The 18,774-nt window shown below is 70.8% G+C and carries 17 protein-coding genes; 8 read left to right on the forward strand and 9 right to left on the reverse strand.

Annotation, left to right across the window (positions count from 1 at the left end; all coding sequences use genetic code 11):
• Positions 1-21: 21 nt before the first annotated feature.
• Positions 22-891: a hypothetical protein gene (locus Mam01_RS19275; RefSeq protein WP_204286661.1), complete on the reverse strand. Its 870-nt coding sequence runs from the start codon at positions 889-891 to the stop codon at positions 22-24.
• Between the two features lie 137 nt (positions 892-1,028).
• The gene (locus tag Mam01_RS19280; RefSeq protein ID WP_204286662.1) at positions 1,029-1,961 is read right to left on the reverse strand and encodes an NADP-dependent oxidoreductase; all 933 of its coding nucleotides are present in this window, start codon (positions 1,959-1,961) and stop codon (positions 1,029-1,031) included.
• A gap of 140 nt (positions 1,962-2,101) precedes the next feature.
• On the opposite strand from Mam01_RS19280, the gene Mam01_RS19285 reads away from it, so the two are divergent.
• Positions 2,102-2,509, forward strand: coding sequence for a winged helix-turn-helix transcriptional regulator (locus Mam01_RS19285; protein ID WP_204286663.1), 408 nt, complete (start codon positions 2,102-2,104; stop codon positions 2,507-2,509).
• Positions 2,510-2,563: 54 nt separating this feature from the next.
• Here the strand turns inward: Mam01_RS19285 and Mam01_RS19290 are convergent, their stop codons facing one another.
• Entirely contained in the window at positions 2,564-3,754 is a 1,191-nt protein-coding gene (locus Mam01_RS19290) for a hypothetical protein (protein ID WP_204286664.1), read from the reverse strand.
• Positions 3,755-3,933: 179 nt separating this feature from the next.
• A complete protein-coding gene (erm, locus tag Mam01_RS19295) occupies positions 3,934-4,725 on the reverse strand; it encodes a 23S ribosomal RNA methyltransferase Erm (protein ID WP_204286665.1) in 792 nt (263 codons plus the stop codon).
• 332 nt (positions 4,726-5,057) lie between these two features.
• Between erm and Mam01_RS19300 the strand changes: the two genes are divergently transcribed.
• Entirely contained in the window at positions 5,058-5,495 is a 438-nt protein-coding gene (locus tag Mam01_RS19300; protein ID WP_204286666.1) for a Fur family transcriptional regulator, read from the forward strand.
• Positions 5,496-5,521: 26 nt separating this feature from the next.
• The gene (katG, locus tag Mam01_RS19305) at positions 5,522-7,762 is read left to right on the forward strand and encodes a catalase/peroxidase HPI (RefSeq protein WP_373868710.1); all 2,241 of its coding nucleotides are present in this window, start codon (positions 5,522-5,524) and stop codon (positions 7,760-7,762) included.
• A gap of 133 nt (positions 7,763-7,895) precedes the next feature.
• Here the strand turns inward: katG and Mam01_RS19310 are convergent, their stop codons facing one another.
• Together Mam01_RS19310 and Mam01_RS19315 are read right to left on the reverse strand one after the other, a co-directional pair.
• Positions 7,896-8,123 carry a DUF397 domain-containing protein gene (locus tag Mam01_RS19310; protein WP_204286668.1) on the reverse strand — a complete coding sequence of 76 codons (228 nt, stop codon included), beginning with the start codon at positions 8,121-8,123 and terminating at the stop codon, positions 7,896-7,898.
• The gene (locus Mam01_RS19315; protein WP_204286669.1) at positions 8,114-8,263 is read right to left on the reverse strand and encodes a hypothetical protein; all 150 of its coding nucleotides are present in this window, start codon (positions 8,261-8,263) and stop codon (positions 8,114-8,116) included. The genes Mam01_RS19310 and Mam01_RS19315 overlap by 10 nt, the downstream gene beginning before the upstream one ends.
• Before the next feature lie 73 nt (positions 8,264-8,336).
• On the opposite strand from Mam01_RS19315, the gene Mam01_RS19320 reads away from it, so the two are divergent.
• Positions 8,337-8,762 (forward strand): hypothetical protein, encoded by a 426-nt coding sequence (locus Mam01_RS19320; RefSeq protein WP_204286670.1) that lies wholly within the window; start codon positions 8,337-8,339, stop codon positions 8,760-8,762.
• An 88-nt stretch (positions 8,763-8,850) separates the two neighbouring features.
• Here Mam01_RS19320 and Mam01_RS19325 read toward each other — a convergent pair whose 3' ends face one another.
• On the reverse strand, positions 8,851-10,863 hold the full coding sequence (locus Mam01_RS19325; RefSeq protein ID WP_239101433.1) for an N-6 DNA methylase: 2,013 nt from the start codon (positions 10,861-10,863) through the stop codon (positions 8,851-8,853).
• A gap of 147 nt (positions 10,864-11,010) precedes the next feature.
• On the opposite strand from Mam01_RS19325, the gene Mam01_RS19330 reads away from it, so the two are divergent.
• The 4 genes from Mam01_RS19330 (at position 11,011) to Mam01_RS19345 (ending at position 14,684) form a co-directional block, all read left to right on the forward strand.
• A complete protein-coding gene (locus tag Mam01_RS19330) occupies positions 11,011-11,502 on the forward strand; it encodes a hypothetical protein (RefSeq protein WP_204286671.1) in 492 nt (163 codons plus the stop codon).
• Positions 11,503-11,660: 158 nt separating this feature from the next.
• Positions 11,661-12,713, forward strand: a complete 1,053-nt coding sequence (locus Mam01_RS19335; RefSeq protein WP_204286672.1) for a hypothetical protein — start codon at positions 11,661-11,663, stop codon at positions 12,711-12,713.
• Positions 12,710-13,978, forward strand: a complete 1,269-nt coding sequence (locus Mam01_RS19340; RefSeq protein WP_204286673.1) for a phytanoyl-CoA dioxygenase family protein — start codon at positions 12,710-12,712, stop codon at positions 13,976-13,978. Before Mam01_RS19335 ends, Mam01_RS19340 begins: the two co-directional genes overlap by 4 nt.
• Positions 13,979-14,000: 22 nt before the next feature.
• On the forward strand, positions 14,001-14,684 hold the full coding sequence (locus Mam01_RS19345; RefSeq protein ID WP_204286674.1) for an FkbM family methyltransferase: 684 nt from the start codon (positions 14,001-14,003) through the stop codon (positions 14,682-14,684).
• A 36-nt stretch (positions 14,685-14,720) separates the two neighbouring features.
• Here the strand turns inward: Mam01_RS19345 and treZ are convergent, their stop codons facing one another.
• Both treZ and treY read right to left on the reverse strand, forming a co-directional pair.
• The gene (gene treZ, locus Mam01_RS19350; protein ID WP_204286675.1) at positions 14,721-16,418 is read right to left on the reverse strand and encodes a malto-oligosyltrehalose trehalohydrolase; all 1,698 of its coding nucleotides are present in this window, start codon (positions 16,416-16,418) and stop codon (positions 14,721-14,723) included.
• Between the two features lie 66 nt (positions 16,419-16,484).
• Entirely contained in the window at positions 16,485-18,695 is a 2,211-nt protein-coding gene (treY, locus tag Mam01_RS19355; RefSeq protein WP_239101434.1) for a malto-oligosyltrehalose synthase, read from the reverse strand.
• Positions 18,696-18,774: the final 79 nt, after the last annotated feature.

Consider the following 18,774-nt stretch of genomic DNA (forward strand, 5'->3'; position numbering starts at 1 on the left):
GGGCCGGGGGGGGGCAGGAGCTCAGGAGCTGAGGAGCTCCTCGCGGCGGCGGGCGAGGGACTCCTGCTCCCGGGCCAGGTGACCGCAGCGGGCGGACAGTTCGCCGACCATTCCCCCCACCCATTCGGCGACCTCGCGCACCGCCTCCCCCGTACGGGCGATCCGCTGGTGCTTGATGGCGTCGGTGATGATGTTGTCGAAGAAGACGTCGGCGAACCAGCGGGTGTCGACCTTCGGCAGCTGGGGCGCGGCGGTCACGCCGACGTCGGCGAGCTCCCGCGAGAACCGGTCGAGCGCGCCCTGCGCGTGCCAGGCCGCCTCGTCGGCCTGCCGCAGGTGCCCGTGCTCGACCATGTCGGCGAAGCCGCCGCCGCTGAACATGTCCCAGGTCGAGGCACCCCGCGCGCTCCCGAGGTGCCGCAGGACGTAGCCGACCGCCTGGCCCGCGGCGGCCCCCGCCTGCCGCGCCTCGTCGTGCTCGCGCAGGTCGGCGGTCACGTCCGCGAGCCGGGCGGCGATGTCGGAGAGCTCCCGCCCGCGCGGATCGCCCGACTCGACCAGCATCCGTTCCTTCCGCGCGAGCAGAACCTCCAGCTCGTAGTGGGGGTTGCCGAGCTCCGCGAGCGACTGGTCGGCGGTGCGCAGGTCGCCACTCAGCCACTCCAGGCGGGACCGCTGTCCGCCGACCCGCTGGCGGGCCGCCACCGCCTCGGCCCGTTCCCGGGCGAGGCGCTCCTCCTTGTTCCCGGTCAGACCGGCCAGGAAGGCGGCGAAGCCGCCCTGCTCCAGTTTGGCGACGTCCCGGTCCTCCTTGGCGAGCTGCCGTTCCAGGTCCACCAGCACACCACGGACCTCCTCGATCTGGTTGAGAAGGGTCGCACGCTGCCGCATGAGCTGGTCCCGGCGGCGGGCGCGATCCCTCGCGTCACGGATCTCGTCATCGATCGCACCAAAAGCAGTCACATCTCACAGACGTCCGAAAACCATCCTGATGTTCCCACCCCAGTCGCCGCGCTCCCGTCGATCGGTCAGGGGACCAGCACGATCTTCCCGGTGGTCCGGCCGGCCTGCCCCTGCTCGTGGGCCTTCGCCGCCTCCGCCAGGGGCACGGTCAGATCCACGTGAACCGTGAGCCGTCCCGCCTCGACGAGCGAGGTCAGCTCTGCCAGATCGTGCGCCGATGGACGCACGGAGACGACCTGCAGCCGGACGCCGAGCGCGGCCGCCTCCTCTGGGGTGATGCCCGGGTTTCCGCCCAGTGCCGAGACCAGCAGGCCCCCCGGCCGCAGTGCCGCCGCCGAGCGCTGTCCGTACTCACCACCCACCAGGTCGAAGACGACGTCCACCGGCCCAGCGGCCGTGACGAAGTCCTCCTTGGTGTAGTCGATCAGGGCGTCGGCGCCCAGACCACGCAGGAACTCGTGCTTGTCCGCCCGGGCGGTGCCGACGACGTACGCCCCGCGCGCCTTGGCGATCTGCACCGCCAGGTGCCCCACACCCCCGGCGGCGCGGTGGACGAGCACCCGGTCGCCTTCCTGGACCCGGGCGATGCCGACCAGTGCCTGCCACGCGGTGAGGCCGGCCAGCGGCAGCCCCGCCGCCTGCTGTGCCGTCAGGCCGACCGGCCTGCGGACGATCTCGTTCGGCGAGGCGAGCACGTACTCCGCGTACGCGTTGCCGGCCGCGGGGAAGCCGAGCAGCCCGAGCACCTCGTCTCCCGGAGCGAAGGCGGACACCCCCGGCCCGGCCTCCTCCGCCACTCCCGACACGTCCCACCCCACGGTGAACGGCGGGTCGCCGAGCAACGGGAAGGCTCCCGCCCGGACCGCGGCGTCGACGGGGTTGTACGCCGCCGCCTCCACCCTGACCAGGACCTGTCCCGGCCCCGGCTCAGGCCGGTCCACCTCGGTCACCCGGAGGACGGACGGCTCTCCGAAGGCCGACTGCGTGACTGCTCTCATCGCATTCTCCTCACTTGCCACACTGGCCGGGGGCGCCGTCCGGCGTGCCCGGCGGCCCCCTCATCGCGATCAAGCGTGGACGACTCCGTATCCGAACGAAAGAAGGCACCTTTCCGGTATATAGGTACCTTGTGGAAACCATGTCACGGCTGCGTCCCCGGGGCGCGGCAGACGCGTATCTGCGCGACTGCGCCTCCCGTAAAGTGCTGGACAGCATCGCGAACAAGTGGACCTGCCTGCTCGTGGACGCCCTGCGCGACGGCCCGGTCAGATTCGGCGCGCTGCGGCGCAGGCTCGACGGGATCACCCAGAAAAGCCTCACCCAGACGCTGCGCGCGATGGAGCGCGACGGGATGGTCGTCCGGACCATGTATCCCACGATTCCTCCCCGCGTGGAGTACGAACTGAGCGACCTCGGGCACAGCCTGGTCGTGCTGATGGAGGGCATCCGCATGTGGTCGGAGACGCACGTCGGCGAGATCGAGGCCGCGCGGGCGGCCTTCGACAGCCGGGCGGCGGAGGAACCGCAACCGGTCCGGCCCGGCTGACCGCGCCCACGTGACGGTGCCCCCGCCCCGGCCGGCCGGGGCGCGCTCCGCGGGTCAGGCCACCAGCAGGCCGGGCGTGTGGTGAGGATGGCGGTTTCCGCCGTCCTGGCCGCTCGACCGGCCGGGCCTGAGGCAGGAACAAGCGGCGGCCTCCGGAATGAGCCGCACCCGAAGGTCCCCCAGGCCCGGCCAACCAAGTAAGGTGTCGGACTCGGCCTCGGCCGCGCGTAGCCGCTCGCCTTCCTCCTGCCCGCCCGAGACCACGGCGTATTCGGCCCCGGCCACATACAGCCGCTCTTCGGCCTCGCCCCACGCGCCCGAGACGACCGCATCCGCCCCCGCCGCATGTAGCCGACCGCCTTCCCCCCACCCGCTCGAGACCACGGCGTATTCGGCCCCGGCCACGCGCAGGCGGTGGTCGATGCTGCGGAAGGGCGCCTGGGGGCTCGTCGAGAGCCACGTGAGGTGGCCCTCCAGCAGGGCTTCGGCGGCGGTCCGCAGCGCGGTGACCGCGCAGAGGCTGTGCACACAGGCGAGCCCGGTCAGCGTGATCTCCGGAAGCCCGAAGCGCCGCAGCCCCCGCGACCGCGCGACGAGACAGGCGCACCCGCCCGGGCCCGCGCCCACAGCGCCCTCGACACCCCCGGCACGGGGACAGACGCCGTCACCCGTGCCCACACCAGGGCCGCCGCTCCTGCCGTCACTCGTGCCGTCACCGGGGACAGTGCCAAACCCGTCGCCGAACCCGTCGCCGGGGGCGGCGCCGCGCGCGCATCCGGCCTCGGGGTCCGCGCACGACAACCTCCAGCCCAGCCAGTCGTCGCCGAGATCGAAGTCCTCGCGCTCCCCCGGGCACTCGGCGCAGTGGTAGACCACCCCGCCGACAAGCGGGTCGTACAGCGTGCCGTGGCAGGCCTCCGCGACCGCCCGCGCGGCCGCCCGGGCGACCTGTGCGGCCTCGGGTTGCTCCTCTACAGGTGCCGTGCTCGTCACCACCACATGGTGACGAGCACGTCGCACCTGTTTCAGGTCGTCGCGGCCCAGGTCCATCCGCCGCCAGGGAGACCGGGCCGAGCGGAACGCCTCCAGCGCCAGCCGGGGCGTTCCGAGCGCCTCCCTCGCGCCCCGCCGATGGGCCGGGCGCATCCGCCAGGGCACGACCGACGAAAGGTCGGCCGGCGTACGGTCGGTGACCACGACGAAGACCGACGAGGTCTGCGCGGGCACGGGATAGGTGATACGCATGGCTCCTCCTCGAAGGGTGCTGCGTACGCGGACCGCCGGAACGGCCGCGCGATCCGCCGCGGGAAGTGCCGGAGGAACGGCCGCACACCGCGCCAGTCGCTCCTCCATCGCCGCGTGCACAGCCTGCGCCATTTCCTTCGCCCGCGTCCCACCCGAACGCCGCTCTGTGGATAACCGGCTCATCGAGACGGCCAGGGCCGGGCTCGTCCACAGGCCGGCATCGTGTCACGCCACAGGGAGGCCCACTGCTCGGCGCTGAGGTCCTTCGGCAGCGCGTATGGCTTCACGCGCGCCGCGCGTGCCCAGTCCCGTACGGTCCGGCGGTCCGCCCGCCCCGCGCGTTCGACGATCTCCAGGAGACCGCGCCCGCGCCCGGTGAAGACCCGCCGCACGAAGTCCTGGTACGGCCCCTTTTCGTCGACCAGTGGCACCGGCCTCCGCCTCATCCTGAGCAGGCCGCCGTCGACGGAGGGAGCCGGCCGGAACGCCCGCGCGGGCACCCTCGAACGCACCTCGAACTCGTACCAGGGCCACCAGACGGCCGTGAGCATGCTGGCTCCGCCGACTCCGGCCCGCCGCCTGGCGACCTCCCACTGGACCAGCAGGACCGCCGCCTGCCAGCCGTTCGCGGCGAGAAGCCGTCGCATGATCGACGTCGTCAGATGGAACGGCACGTTCCCGACGACCACATGAGGATGGCGGGGGAACCGGAACCGGAGGATGTCGGCGTTGACGACCTCGACGTTCGGCGGGACGTGGCGGGCCAGGCGGCCCGCCCGCCGGGGATCGATCTCCACCGCCGTCACCGGCCTGCCGTACCGGCTCAGGGGCAGCGTGAGCGCCCCGTCTCCCGCGCCGAGCTCGACGATCGGCCCGGGCGTCTCCGCGACGAGATCGCCGATATGGGCGATGACCGCATCGTCGACGAGGAAGTTCTGCCCGAGTTCCTGTCGTCCGCCCTGATGAACCATGAAAGTCGCTCCGCGAATCACGCGATCGGAGCCGGGCAGCACGAAGCGCCGCACCGGCGTGGGACACCGATGGCGGCGGAGCCGAGCAGAGGAAGGTGCCGGGCCGGTCCGCCGCTAGGAGCGGCGGATCCGCATGAAGCACGAGAAGGCGAGCATGAGCGTCACCCTAGCGAGGCCGCGCGAAGAGTCGCACGACGTTTTCCACCCGCGCGTCCCTACGGCACACGCGTCCCGGCCGTCAGGCGTTCAGGGGCTGTCGTTACCCTTAATGTCACAAACTTGGACGATTCGATGACTTGAACTGTTCATGTTTAGGGCGATAGGTTGGCGTCATGACCGCACCCAGGACTCCGACCACCGCCGAGGAGCTGCGCGGTGCCGGCCTGCGGGTGACGGCCGCCCGTGTCGCACTGCTGGAGACCGTCCGGCACGGCGACCACCTCGACGTCGAGACGATCGCGTCGGGGGTACGTGATCGCGTGGGCCACATCTCTCTCCAGGCCGTGTACGAGGCCCTCCACGCGCTCACCGCGGCGGGCCTCATCCGCCGCATCGAGCCGGCCGGGAGCCCAGCCCGGTTCGAGGGCCGCGTCGGGGACAACCATCACCACATCGTGTGCCGGTCCTGCGGTGTGGTCGCGGACGTCGACTGCGCGGTCGGCGAGGCCCCCTGCCTGACCTCTTCCGACGACCACGGCTTCGCCATCGACGAGGCCGAGGTCATCTACTGGGGCCTGTGCCCCGGCTGTTCCAGCGCCCGCAGCTCCTGAGCCCCATGATCCGCTGATTCAGAAGGATTTCCATGACTGAGAACCATGACGCGATCGTCACCGACCCGAAGACGGAGGGCGAGGGCGGCGGCTGCCCGGTCGCGCACGGGCGTGCCCTGCACCCCACCCAGGGCGGCGGAAACCGCCAGTGGTGGCCGGAGCGGCTCAACCTGAAGATCCTCGCCAAGAACCCCGCCGTGGCCAACCCCCTCGGCGAGGAGTTCGACTACGCGGCGGCGTTCAACAGCCTCGACCTCCCGGCTGTGAAGCGGGACATCGCCGAGGTGCTGACGACCTCGCAGGACTGGTGGCCGGCCGACTTCGGGCACTACGGCCCGCTCATCATCCGGATGGCCTGGCACAGCGCGGGCACCTACCGCATCAGCGACGGCCGCGGTGGCGCCGGCGCGGGTCAGCAGCGTTTCGCCCCGCTCAACAGCTGGCCCGACAACGCCAACCTCGACAAGGCCCGCCGCCTGCTGTGGCCGGTCAAGAAGAAGTACGGCAAGAACATCTCGTGGGCCGACCTCATGATCCTCGCCGGCAACGTCGCGCTTGAGTCGATGGGCTTCAAGACCTTCGGCTACGCGGGCGGCCGTGCGGACGTCTGGGAGTCCGAGGAGGACGTCTACTGGGGTCCCGAGACCACCTGGCTCGGCGACGAGCGCTACACCGGCGACAGGGAGCTCGAAAACCCCCTCGCCGCGGTGCAGATGGGCCTCATCTACGTCAACCCGGAGGGCCCGAACGGCAACCCCGACCCGCTCGCCTCGGCCCGCGACATCCGTGAGACGTTCCGCCGGATGGCGATGAACGACGAGGAGACGGTCGCGCTGATCGCGGGAGGCCACACCTTCGGCAAGACCCACGGCGCCGGCCCGGCCGACGCCGTCGAGGCCGACCCCGAGGCGGCCCCGATCGAGCAGCAGGGTCTCGGCTGGAAGAACACGTATGGCACCGGCAAGGGTGGCGACACGATCACCAGCGGCCTCGAGGTCACCTGGACGCCCACCCCGACCACCTGGGACAACAGCTTCTTCGAGGTGCTGTTCGGCTACGAGTGGGAGCTGACCAAGAGCCCCGCCGGCGCCAACCAGTGGAAGCCGAAGGACGGCGCCGGCGAGGGCACCGTCCCCGACGCCCACGACCCGTCGAAGCGCCAGGCCCCGAAGATGCTCACGACCGACCTCGCGCTCCGGTTCGACCCGATCTACGAGCAGATCTCGCGGCGCTTCCTGGAGAACCCCGACGAGTTCGCGGACGCCTTCGCCCGGGCGTGGTACAAGCTGACCCACCGCGACATGGGCCCGGTCGTGCGTTACCTCGGCCCGGAGGTTCCGTCCGAGGTGCTGCTGTGGCAGGACCCGCTGCCCGAGCGGACGTACGAGCTGGTCGAGGCCGCGGACATCGCCTCCCTCAAGGAGCGGATCCTCGCCACCGGCCTGCCGGTGTCGCAGCTGGTCTACACCGCCTGGGCGGCGGCCTCGTCCTTCCGCGGCAGCGACAAGCGCGGCGGCGCCAACGGCGGCCGCATCCGCCTCCAGCCGCAGAGCGGGTGGGAGGTCAACGACCCCGACCAGCTCGCGACGGTGCTGAGCGCTCTGGAGGGCGTCCAGCAGGAGTTCAACGCCGCCCAGAGCGGTGGCAAGCAGGTCTCGCTGGCCGACCTGATCGTGCTGGCCGGATGCGCCGCCGTCGAGAAGGCCGCCAAGGACGCCGGATACGACGTCACGGTGCCCTTCACGCCGGGCCGCGTGGACGCCTCGCAGGAGCAGACGGACGTCGAGTCGTTCGCCGCGATCGAGCCGAGCTCGGACGGCTTCCGCAACTACTACGGGAAGGGTAACCGGCTGCCGGCCGAATACCTGCTGATCGACCGGGCGAACCTGCTCAACCTCAGCGCCCCGGAGATGACGGTCCTCGTCGGTGGCCTGCGGGTCCTGGGCGCCAACCACCAGCAGTCGAAGCTGGGCGTCCTCACCGAGACCCCTGGTGTGCTGACCAACGACTTCTTCGTCAACCTGCTCGACCTGGGCACGGAGTGGAAGTCGACCTCCGAGGACCAGACCGCGTTCGAGGGCCGCGACGCCGCCACGGGCGAGGTCAGGTGGACCGGCACCCGCGCCGACCTCGTCTTCGGAGCCAACTCCGAGCTGCGCGCGGTCGCGGAGGTCTACGCGAGCGATGACGCCAAGGAGAAGTTCGTGACCGACTTCGTCAAGGCGTGGGACAAGGTCATGAACCTCGACCGGTTCGACCTGCGCTGACATCACGACCATTCGGGCCGGCCCCACTCGGGCCGGCCCGAACGCTTTTCCGTCCAAGTACCCAGCCGAGCAGCCATGCCGGCCAGGGCCTCAGGTTCCACGCTTCAGGGTCCGGAGCCCTCAGGACCTCGGCTCAGGGAGCCGGCTCGAACTCGCCGGCCTGTACGCCGAGCAGGAATGCCTTCCACTCCTCAGGGGTGAAGAACAACATCGGCCCGTCGGGGTCCTTCGAGTCGCGTACGGCGATCAACCGGCCGCTCTTGTGATCAGGTCCTCCGTCGACCTCTGCCACTTCGACGCAGTCGCCGCCGTTGTCGCCGGAGAAGCTCGACTTGCGCCAGCGGGCGGTACTCAGGTCCATTTGTCCTCCATCGCCACATCCTCGACGCCACTTGTGGTGATGCCTCGGACGGCGGTCTCCGCGTACAGCACATCGCTTCCGCCCTCCAGAGTCGCGACGACGAACCCTCCGAGCAACCCCGGACGCATCCCGCCCGGCACGAATAGATGGTGCAAATTCGCCCTGGGTCGCGCCTTGGTGAGACTCTCGGCGCTTCGGTCGATGTGAATTACCGTGCGAGCCGAGGCGTTGACAGACGGCGATCATGTGATTTATAGATTAACAGTAGAACATGACTTCAAGAAGAAGGAGAGGTTGATGCCTGTGTGGAAGTCAAAACTCCTGTTGGGTGTTCTCGCCGCCTGCCTCACGGTGTCTACGGTGCCCCCGGCGGCCGCAGCGGCGAAGGCAGGACCCGCACAACCCGCTCGCGCCGCGTGCTCGACCTGGCAGTACATCACCGATTCCGGCATGCCTATCTACAACGGCGCAGGGACGGGTACCGGGGTCAAGGACTACACGCGCTCGAATGGATTCGTGAACATCACGCAGTTCAACGGCGACTGGCGCGGCGGCAACTTCTACACCGACCCGGGCCCCGTCTGGTACACCAGCGGCTGGATTCACCTCACCCATATCCACTACGTTCGATGCTGGTGAGTTTTCGATTCACCGGGTAATTCCTGGGGACCGCACCGCAACTTCGGGCTACGGAACGTGAACCCTCCGAAGTCGCGCGGCCAGGTGCTCAAGTTCGCCGCTCACGGCCGGCGGGCTCGCCCGGCCCGACCACTCCGTGGGTGAGACCGTCGGCCACCAGCCGGGCCAGGTCCTCGCCGAGAGCCGCCGCCTCGCGCAGGGCCGCGCGGAAGTCGGCCAGGCGCCGGAACGCCTCGCCGTACCGGCGTTGCTCGGCCATCGGGAGCAACGGCACCTCCGCGCGCCGTACGTCCACCCGGTAGCGGGAGGACATGGTGCTGTAGTGCCGGACGTTGATGGACGCGCACACGAACCCGGCGAGGAAGTAGGGGTCGAGCGCCTCCGGGTCGGGCCGCAGCAGGGACAGGTACGGGCCGAGCAGGGCGTCGCCGGTCGTCAGGACCCGGGCGACCGGGGCGGCGACAACCTGCGGCACCACGACGTCACCGGGTCGCGTGACGACCGCCTTCTCCCCGGCCCGCCGCGCGCCGGTCGCCGCGCGTCCCTCCAGCACGTCCTCGGCGGTGAGCACGGGCAGCCCGTACGGCGGCTCCGGGCCCTCCGCCAGACCCGTGGGGCCGAGGGCGAGCATGCCCCGCCGCACCAGCTCGGGCAGCGGGACCAGCACGAGGTCCTCCTGCGGCGGCCCAGCGACACCGGGCAAGAGGCCGGAGACCCGGTCGATCAGCTCGCCCAGCCGGTCACGCGCTCCGGTGAGGCGTTCCTGTGACACGTCGTCGGCGGCCGTGGACAGATAGCGGGCGGGGGTGAGGTCGACGTCCTCGTCGAGCAGGTCGACGAGCGGGACCGACCGGCTCACCTCCGTCTCGTCCAGCTCGCGCCCCTCGCCGAACTCCCGCCACGCTTCGACGGCCACCCTGGCGTAGTCGTCCTGCCTGCCCGAGGTGTCGACCATCAGGACATGGCTCGGCGTGCCGCCCTCCGCGGGCTGGCGGAGGATCCACAGCGTCAGCCCGACCGCGACGTTGGGCACGACGCCCGGCGGGAGCGCGATGACCGCGCGCAGCGCGCCGCGCCGCAGGAGCTGGGCCCTGATCCGCCGCCCGGATCTGCGCGCGGCGACGGCCGGCGGCATCAGGAGGACCGCCACGCCGCCGGGCGCCAGGTGGGCGAGGGCGTGCTGCACCCAGGCCAGTTCAGGCTCCACGCGCGGCGGCAGGCCGTACTCCCACCGGGGATCGGCGGTCAGCTCCTCGTAGCCCCAGTTGCGGTCGTTGAACGGCGGGTTGCACACCACGGCGTCCACCAGCTCGCCGGGAAAGGCGTCCGCGCGCAGGGAGTCGCCCGCCCTGATCTGGACGTTGTCGCTGCGCAGCGCGAGCCGTACGGCGGTGAGCCGGGCCGAAGCGGGATCGACGTCCTGGCCGAACAGGCGGGCCCCGGGCGAGCGCTCCAGCGTGCGGCCGAGGATGCGCCCGGAGCCGCAGGCCGGGTCGAGCATGGAGCCGACGCCGTCGCCCACGAGGTCGAGCGCGAGCATGACGATCTCGACCGGGGTCGAGTAGACGCGCCGGGTGTGCACCTCGAAATACCGCTCGCGCAGGAACTCGAAGGTGGCGGGGGCGCCGCGTTCCGCCGCCAGCGCGGCGATCGACCTGACCAGCGGCATCCGGGCCGGCGGGAGCGCCTCCGGGAACGCCCGGTCGCTGATGGTCTTGGCGCAGGCGGCCCTGACCCTGTCCGGGACCGCCCGCGCGACCGTCTCGTCGTCTCCGGACGCGAGCCTCTCCCAGTCGTCCGCCTCGTGCTGCAGGTAGACGAGGAAGGCCCCGAGGTCGGCGATCAGGTCGGCGAGTTCGTCGTCGTCGGCCGTCGTGCGCAGTTCCTGCCAGAGCCACTCGTCCGGGGTCAGTTCCCTGCCCTCCGCGTGCCCGCGCAGCCAGTCACGGACTTCGGCGAGCGAGAACGCGGGGCTGGTGGACGTGCCACCCACAGGCTGGGGGAAGTCGTCGTGGCGGCGTCGCCAGTTGCTCACCGCCGCACGGCCCACACCGGCCATGCGCGCGATGTCGGCCGCGGTGACGTGTACGTCTCGGCGCACGTCCACCGTCCTTCCCCCCCGTTCTACGAACAGAGGGGACGATAACCCACACCCGGGACACAGGCAACGTCGCGTCAAAGTCTGGTTGATGGCGTCAACACATGGTTCAATGGACGGCAAGCCCCGTCACAGAAGGGACCAGGGATCGTGACCTCTCCCATCACGCGCCTCCGGTCGCTGCGCCGCGGACGCGCGATCCATCTCCTGGACATCGAGAACCTCGCCGGGTCCCCCAGGCCCACGACGTACGACGTGCGGCAGACGATGGGCGCCTACCGGCACGCGGTGCCGATAGGACCGCTCGACCAGTTCATCGTCGCGGTCAACCACAGCGCGCTCGTGCCGGTCGGAGTCGCGATGGGGCGCGCGCTCGGCGGCGTGCAACTGCTGGTCCGCTCGGGCCCTGACGGCGCCGACCAGGCCCTCGACGAGGCCGCCCGTACGGACCGGGTCGACCTCCGCTTCGAGCGGGTCGTGATCGGGTCGGGCGACGGTTACTTCGCCGACCTGGCCGGGTGGCTGACGGGATGCGGCCTGCACGTCACCGTCGCCTCCCAGCGCGACCGCCTGAGCTGGCGGCTCTACACGGCGGTCCCCGACACCGTCACCTTCTCACTTCCGGTCCCCCAGGCCGCCTGATCGCGTTTCGATTTCGAGGGGATTCATCGGCCGGCCTGTCCGGGAGACATTTCGGCGGCGAATGCGCAAAAGGCGTTCCACGGGCGGGGCGAATCTGGGAATATTGCCGGGCCTGCCGCCCACGGTAGAGCTCCCGGGCACGGAATGCGAGATGACGCATGAACGTCGAGCCATCCGGCACCTCCCCGCAATCCAATCTCAGAGCCGCGTCGGCCCTACGGCGCACCCAGGCGTTGTTCGACGCGATGTCGGGCGACCATCTGTTCCGCGAACAGTTCGTGACCGATCCGGCGCAGATCTATTCGGAGTATGTCCACAGCGCGCCCCTCGACCGGCATCGGGCGGATGTCATCAACCAGTTCGTCTACGCCGTACTGGCCAGCGACGAGCTGATGCAGTGGATCATCCGTTACCGCGGCGAGCGGAACGGAACCGCGCCGTCGGACGGCGAGCTCGCGACACAGTTCGCCCGCGCGGTGGTCGACACGAACGCCCACCACGTGGCGCTCGCCCTGATGCGAGCGGCGACCGAACAGCAGCCGATCTTCCCCCTGGACAGGTCGATCAAGGACCTGATCTTCGGTGGCATCGGGATCGGCCAGGGCGGGACCGGAATCCAGCTCACCGGAACCGAGATGAGCACCGGCACCGGGACCGGCACGGAGATGAGCACGGGGACCGGCACCGGAACCGAGATGAGCACCGGGACAGGCACCGGAACCGAGATGAGCACCGGGACAGGCACCGGAACGGAGATGAGCACCGGCACCGGCACCGAAGGAGTGACGGGAACCGGCACAGGGACAGGGACAGGGACAGGGACCGGCACGGGCACAGAAACGGGAACGGGAACCGGCACCGAGACAAGCCCTCCGGTCACGATTCCCGGCACCGATGTGACTTTCACCTTCGGAAGCACCGAAACGCACACTTTCCCTCCAATTACCCATACCACCGAAATCACGTCAATCACCCAAATCACCACGCTGACGCCGCCGGGTACGTCCCCCGGGACATTCGGCGGAACGTCCCCGGGAACGTTCGGGACATTCGGCGGGACATTCGGGGGCACCTTCGGCGGGACGTTCGGGCACATCAACCTCAACGCCCTCGACTCGGGCGCGGCAGAGATCACCCTGGATTCCCTGCGGGCTTTCGCCGTTCAACTCCGCGATGCCGGTGTGCTCGACGAGATCGGGGGCGGCGGATGACCACCACCGACAGCCCCGCCGGCATCCCGGCCCTGCGCCGGACGACCACGGCGCTGCTGGAAGCCGGCCGCCGGAGCGAGGCCTTCGCGCTGTGGTCCGGCGCGGACTTCTCCGACGACGATCTCGGCTGGCTGTCCGAACGGGCCGGCGAGCTGATGCGGTCCACGGACCTCACGCTCGCGGGCGAGTTCGCGCACCTGCTGGCGTCCATCCGCCGGGGCAGCCGATGGTTCCCCGCCAAGAGAGCGGACGGCGCCGCCCGCCCGATCGAGCGCTTCATCACGATCCACAAGCTGCGGCACGACATCGAGCAGTTCACCTACCTGCTGGAGTCGGGGGATCTGGGTGACGAGTTCAGGGCGGTCGTGCGGGCCTACACAGAGACGGCCGACCGCCTGCTGGCGGCCGGCGTCGATCCCGACCAGCACGTGCCGTTCGACGAGCAGGCGGAAGCGGCGATAGGGGACGTCTTCAACCGCATCGTCACCCTCCAGCCGGCGCCGCGCCTGCCACGGGCGCTGTCGGACTCGTGGAACGGGCAGGAGGTCACCGAACGCTACCTCGCCAGCCGCGCCGGGCTGGTCGTCGTGGACAACTTCCTGTCTCCGGCCGCGCTGGACGCCGTCCGGCGGTTCTGCGCCGGGTCGACGGTCTGGTTCGGCAACCGCTACGCGAACGGCCGGCTCGGCGCGTTCTTCCACGACGGCTTCAACTGCCCGCTGCTCCTGCAGGTCGCCGAGGAACTCCGCGGCACGTTGCCCGACGTGCTCGGCCCCTATCCGCTCCGCCAGCTGTGGGGATTCAAGAACAAGGACTACCTGCCCGGCGACACCACGACGCACGCCGACTTCGCCGCCGTCAACGTGAACTTCTGGATCACGCCGACGGAGGCCAACCTGGACGAGAGCAGCGGCGGGCTGATCGTGTACGGGGTCGACGCGCCGCCCGACTGGAACTTCCACATGTACAACGGCCGCCAGGATCTGATCAAGCCCTTCCTGGCGCGGCGGAAGGCGGAGTCGGTGACCATCCCCTACCGCGCGAACCGGGCGATCATCTTCAACTCCGACCTGTTCCACGCGACGGCCGAGGTCCGCTTCCGGCCCGGTTACGAGAACCGCAGGGTGAACATCACCATGCTCTACGGCGAACGGGCCGACGACGTCCACCACCCCGGCCTGTCGCGGCAGGCGACGCCGAACCAGATCCCCTACCGTCCGGCCTGGCGTTCGAACGCGCTGACCCGGCGGCGAGCGGGACGGTGACGTCGCAAAGTGACGTCGCACCGTGACGTCACAACATGGCCAGGACGCCTACGTGCTCGCCGCCCTCGGGCACCGGCGGGCGGGCTACTTCCTGGATTCGGGCGCCTCCAACGGCGTCCGGAGCAGCAACACCAGGCTGCTGGAGCAGGAATACGGCTGGACGGGAATCTGCGTCGAGCCCAACCCGCACTACTACGCGGAGTTGACGGCCAACCGCCGCTGCTTCAGCGTGAACTGCTGTCTCTACGACCACGACGGCACGGTGGAGTTCGTGGAGGCCGGCACCATCGGCGGGATCCTCGGCGAGTACTCCCCGCAGATGCTCACGCACGTGCGCCGGGCCCTGGAGCTGCCGGACGACGCGCCGATGCCCGTGACGGTCGTGCCGTGCCGTACGGTCGGCTCGCTGCTCCGGCAGTTCGGCGCTCCTCGCGTGATCGACTACTGGAGCCTGGACACTGAAGGATCCGAACTGGCGATCCTCCGCACCTTCCCCTTCGGCCGCTATCTGCTGCGGATGCTGACCGTCGAGCACAACTGGGGGCCCGACCGCCGTCCCGTCCACGACCTGCTCGCCCGGCACGGGTTCGTACGCGTCGCCGAGCTGGGCTGCGACGACGTCTACGCGCACCGGTCGGTGGTGTCCCGGGGCGGGGCATGGCGATCACAGGCGTTGTCGGCCCGCGGACGCGGCCGCCCGTCCTGACCCCCACACCAGGCTCTCCTGTCCCGGCCCCGGCTCTCAGGTCTCCGCGACGACCAGGGAACGCGCCGGTAGGTCGAGGGCGTGATCGGTCAGGCGGGCCGACTCGTCGGAGGCGAGCAGGAGGCGCGACGCGGCGAGCCGTACGGAGACCGGATCGAAGGCGAGGTTGGCGGCGACCCGCAGCGAGCCGCGCTCGATGACCACGACCCGACGCTCCTCGTCCACGTCGACCCGCACCCGGTCCATCCGGGGGTCGGTGAGGTCGGGATGTGACCTGCGCAGGGCGATCAGGGCGCGGTACCAGCCCAGCAGGGAGGCGTGCTCGTCCTTCGACAGCTCCTCCCAGTCGAGCTTGGACCGCAGGAAGGTGTCCTGCTCGCCCGGTTCGGGGGCCTTCCAGTCATAGCCGAAGCCCTCGAACTCCTTCCTGCGCCGCTCGCCCTCGCCCTCGGCGAGGTGCGGCTCGAAGTGGTCGGTGAAGAAGTAGAACGGCGTGGTGGCGCCCCACTCCTCGCCCATGAACAGCATCGGCGTGAACGGCGAGGTCAGCAGGAGACCCGAGGCCAGACGGAGCTGGTCGGGCCGCATGCGGTCGCCCTCGGGGCGGTTGCCGATCTGGTCGTGGTTCTGCGCGCAGCAGACGAACCGGTGCCCGGGGATCCCGGCGGCCGGGCGTCCGTGCGAGCGGCCCCGGAAGGACGAATAGGTGCCGTCATGGAAATATCCGGAGGTGAGCACCTTGGCCAGGGACGACAGCGTGCCGAAGTCGCCGTAGTAGGCGTTCGTCTCCCCGGTGACGTTCGCGTGAATGGCGTGGTGGACGTCGTCGTTCCAGCTCGCGTGCATGCCGAGGCCGCCGGCCTCGCGCGGGGTCACCATGCGGGGGTCGTTGAGGTCCGACTCGGCGACGAGCGTGAGCGGGCGGCCCACCGCGGCGGACAGCGCGTCGACCTCCACCGACAACTCCTCCAGGAAGTGGACGGCGCGCTTGTCGTGCAGCGCGTGCACGGCGTCGACGCGCAGCCCGTCGACGTGATAGTCGCGCAGCCACTGGAGAGCGTTGTCGATGAAGTAGCGCCGCACCCCGTCCGAGCCGTACCCGTCCAGGTTGACCGCGTCGCCCCAGTAGGACCCCTTCGCGTCGTGGAAGTACGGCCCGAACCTGGCGAGGTAGTTGCCCGACGGCCCGAGGTGGTTGTAGACGACGTCGAGGATCACGCCGAGACCGGCCCGGTGGCAGGCGTCCACCAGGCGCTTCAACCCGTCCGGCCCGCCGTACTCCTCGAAGACCGCGTAGAGGTCCACGCCGTCGTATCCCCAGTTGCGGGCGCCCGGGACGGGCGGGACCGGCATGAGCTCGACGAAGTCGACGCCGAGGTCCACCAGGTGGCCGAGCCGGTCGGCCACCCCCTGGAAGGTGCCCTCGGGCGAGAACGTGCCGACGTGCAGCTCGTAGATCACCCCGCCGCGCAGGTCCCGGCCGCGCCAGCCCTGGTCGGTCCAGGCGAACTTGTCGTGGTGGTAGACCCGGCTCGGGCCGTTCACGCCGTACGGCTGCCGCCGGGTCCTGGGGTCGGGGAAGGGGCCCTCGCCGTCCACGTGGAAGGCGTAGTCGCGGTCGTGCTCGTCGCCGGGTGCGGTCCACCAGCCGCCCTCGCCCGGCGACATCGCGTGCCGGGCGCCCTCGTAATCGACCTCGACCCGCGCCGCCCCCGGCGCCCAGACCTCGAACATGCCTCGCCTCTCCCCTTGCCAGCCAAGCCCCACCGACCAGGCCCCTACCGACCAAGCCCTGCTGAATCACGCTTCGAGAATCGCGACCGGATGGGCGGACAGCAGGTCGGCCATCCGCACCTCCCCGGCGTGCTCCGCTCCCGTGAGCAGGTCGCGCCAGCGTCCCGGCGGCAGCGTGATCGTCTCACTCCCCCAGCCGCCCCGGCGCTCCAGCCCGGCCGGCAGCCGGGTCGCGACCACGACCGCGGCCGTTCCCCGCCCGGGAACCCCCCTGGTGAACGCGACCGCGTGCTCCCCCGCCTCGATCGGCGCGTACGGCGCCTCGGGGTCGAGCCGCCCCCGCAGCCCGAGCGCGGCGGCGGTGACCCGGATCTTCTCGCCGTCCCAGCTGTCGTCGGGCTCGGCGAGCAGCCGGCGGCGGCGCTCGAAGTCCACCGGCCGCCGGTTGTCCGGGTCCACCAGCGAGAAGTCGGTGATCTCGGTGCCCTGGTAGACGTCCGGGATGCCCGGCATCAGGAGCTGGACGGCCTTCTGCCCGAGCGAGTTGACCCGGGCGTACCGGTCGACGACCTCGGTGAACGAAGCGACCGAGTAGCCGCAGGCGTCGATCGCCCGCCGGGCGAAGGCCCTGATCCCCTCCTCGTACGCCGGGTCGGGGTCGACCCAGGAGATGGCCGTCTTGGCCTCCCTGGCCGCCTTGAGCAGGTAGTCGGTGAAACGGTCCAGGCTGATCGGCCAGGCCGCCATCAGCGACTGCCAGGCGAGGTAGTCGAGCCGGGGGTCGAACGACACGGCCGCCGACCACGAGTCGACCGCCATCGTCCACTCCTCGGGCAGCTCCGACAGCACCGCGAGACGGGCCCGCACGTCCTCCGACCGCTTGGTGTCGTGGGTGGACAGCGTGGTCATGGTCCGCGGCGGCAGCCCGGCGCAGAACTCGTGGAACTCGGCCGGCGAGACCCCGAACCGGTCGGGCTCCCCGCCCACCTCGTTGAGGCAGGCCAGCGGATACCACCGGTAGAGCGCGGTGTCCTCCACGCCCTTGGCCATGACGGGCCCGCAGGTCTGCTGGAAGCGGGTCACCGCGTCCGGCGGGCCGTACAGGACGAGGTCGGCGGCCTTGGCCACCGCGTCGGGGTCGGTGCGGCCGGCCGCGAGCCGGGCCGCCTCCGCGACGATCGCCTCCGCGTCGGCGGACGGCCGCTCACCCGGGTTCACGTACGCCCGGTAGACGGGCATCGCGGCCAGCAGCTCCACGACGGCCTCGCGCAGCGCCGGGTCGCCGAGGTCGGTGGTCAGCCGGTCGACCTCGCCGCGGAAGAACAGGTCGATGACGTGCTTCTTGGCGTCGTGGCGCACGGTCTCGTAGTCGTCGCGCACGCCGGTGTGACGGCCGAAGGTCTCGACCAGCGCGTCGCGGCCCGCCGGGTCCACGAACAGCCGGGTGACCATGTTGAGCGCGTCGTAGCCGGTGGTGCCGTCGCAGGGCCAGTCGGCGGGCAGCCGCTCGCCGTCGATGAGGATCTTCTCCACCCACAGCGGGCCCGGCACGTGCGGGCGCAGCCACCGGAGGTAGCCGCGGGGGTCGGCCAGTCCGTCGGGGTGGTCGACGCGCAGCCCGTGGATCACGCCCTCCTCGATGAGGCGGAAGGTGACGGCGTGGGTCTCCTGGAAGACCTCGGGGTCCTCCACCCGCAGGCCCATCAGCGACGACACGTCGAAGAACCGCCGGTAGCCGGGGCTCTCCCGCCAGTGGGCCAGCCGGTAGTTCTGGGCCTCCAGCAGCTCCGGCAGCGGCAGGTGCCCGGTGCCGGGCCTGATCGGGAACGCGTGGTCGTGGTAACGCAGCACGTCACCCTCCACGCCGTTGTCGACTCTGAGCGCCTCGTCCGCGTCGTCGCCCAGCAGCGGCAGGGTCACCGGCCACTGGAAGTCGAACCACCGGGAGGCCGGCGACCCGGGCCCGTCCCGCAGCGCCGCCCACAGCCGCGCGTTGTCCGACTCCGGCACCGGCACGGTCATGTGGTTGGGCACGATGTCCGACACCAGCGGCATGCCCTCGGCCGCCAGCGCCCGCAGGCCCTCCTCGCCGCCGAACTCCTCGCGTACGCGGGTGTGGTCGGTCACGTCGTAGCCGTGCAGGGACTCGCGGCACGCCTGCAGGATCGGCGACAGGTAGAGGTGGCCGGCCCCCAGCTCCCGGAGATATCCGACGAGGCCGGCGGCCTGCGCGAAGCCGAAGTCAGGCGTCAGCTGCACGCGGTAGGTAGAACTCACTGGACCGCCCTTCGAAACACGTTCCCGACGCGGAGAACCGCCGGGCAGTGACCGTACTTGCCCGCCTGCCCGGCGGCTC

It is taken from the genome of Microbispora amethystogenes, from assembly GCF_016863015.1.
Classification (GTDB): domain Bacteria; phylum Actinomycetota; class Actinomycetes; order Streptosporangiales; family Streptosporangiaceae; genus Microbispora; species Microbispora amethystogenes.

Coding starts and splice junctions, on each gene's coding strand:
- Mam01_RS19300 (WP_204286666.1), top strand. CDS start 5,058: ATGACCGCACCCAGGACTCCGACCACCGCCGAGGAGCTGCGCGGTGCC.
- Mam01_RS19275 (WP_204286661.1), bottom strand. CDS start 891: ATGCGGCAGCGTGCGACCCTTCTCAACCAGATCGAGGAGGTCCGTGGT.
- Mam01_RS19340 (WP_204286673.1), top strand. CDS start 12,710: ATGACCACCACCGACAGCCCCGCCGGCATCCCGGCCCTGCGCCGGACG.
- Mam01_RS19280 (WP_204286662.1), bottom strand. CDS start 1,961: ATGAGAGCAGTCACGCAGTCGGCCTTCGGAGAGCCGTCCGTCCTCCGG.
- treZ (WP_204286675.1), bottom strand. CDS start 16,418: ATGTTCGAGGTCTGGGCGCCGGGGGCGGCGCGGGTCGAGGTCGATTAC.
- erm (WP_204286665.1), bottom strand. CDS start 4,725: ATGGTTCATCAGGGCGGACGACAGGAACTCGGGCAGAACTTCCTCGTC.
- Mam01_RS19285 (WP_204286663.1), top strand. CDS start 2,102: ATGTCACGGCTGCGTCCCCGGGGCGCGGCAGACGCGTATCTGCGCGAC.
- Mam01_RS19335 (WP_204286672.1), top strand. CDS start 11,661: ATGAACGTCGAGCCATCCGGCACCTCCCCGCAATCCAATCTCAGAGCC.
- Mam01_RS19290 (WP_204286664.1), bottom strand. CDS start 3,754: ATGCGTATCACCTATCCCGTGCCCGCGCAGACCTCGTCGGTCTTCGTC.
- Mam01_RS19310 (WP_204286668.1), bottom strand. CDS start 8,123: ATGGACCTGAGTACCGCCCGCTGGCGCAAGTCGAGCTTCTCCGGCGAC.